We start from the raw sequence: 569 nt of genomic DNA on the forward strand, positions 1-569 counted from the left end.
CTGATTCTCCAGGCCAGCTTCCATCAAAGTTGATTATTTCCTCTACAGGATTTGGATAAATAGAAATCGGAGTGAAGTGGGATGTAACGTCACTTTCTACTAAATTCTGGGTTGACGCTTGTACTAAAGCACCGGATAATGTACAACTAAATGGATTAGCACTGCTATTTCTTTCTCCTCCTTCTGGCACGTCATAGACAAAATAGAAATCGATAGTGCCCTCATTAGAGATTAGGTCATGAGTGAAACCACCATTTCCATCACTTTGCATGTGATAACCAGCTCCGTTTACTACAACAATTATAGTACTTTGAGCAACTCCTGCTCTTGCAGGTGTGAATTGGATATTGGCTTGCCCACTAGTATTTACTGTATAGTGAAAATCGGTAAGACCTGGGCTGGTAATTCCGATTCCTTCTCCAGAACAAACCGAAGGAGTACCTCCAGTATCTTCTTGTACTTCAAAACTGACTGCTTCAGATTGAATTAAACTTCCATCGCTTAACTCTATTTCTGCAATTAAACTGAATGTTCCAGTGACATCAGAAGACCAATCATTTAATTGATAG

1 protein-coding gene is annotated in these 569 nt (G+C 39.7%); it reads right to left on the reverse strand.

Annotated elements, in window-relative coordinates:
* On the reverse strand, positions 1-569 hold a 569-nt coding region (locus tag E1171_RS23220; RefSeq protein ID WP_187696106.1), incomplete at both ends, for a hypothetical protein.

The organism is Xanthovirga aplysinae (assembly GCF_009711365.1).
GTDB classification, from domain to species: Bacteria; Bacteroidota; Bacteroidia; order Cytophagales; family Cyclobacteriaceae; genus Xanthovirga; species Xanthovirga aplysinae.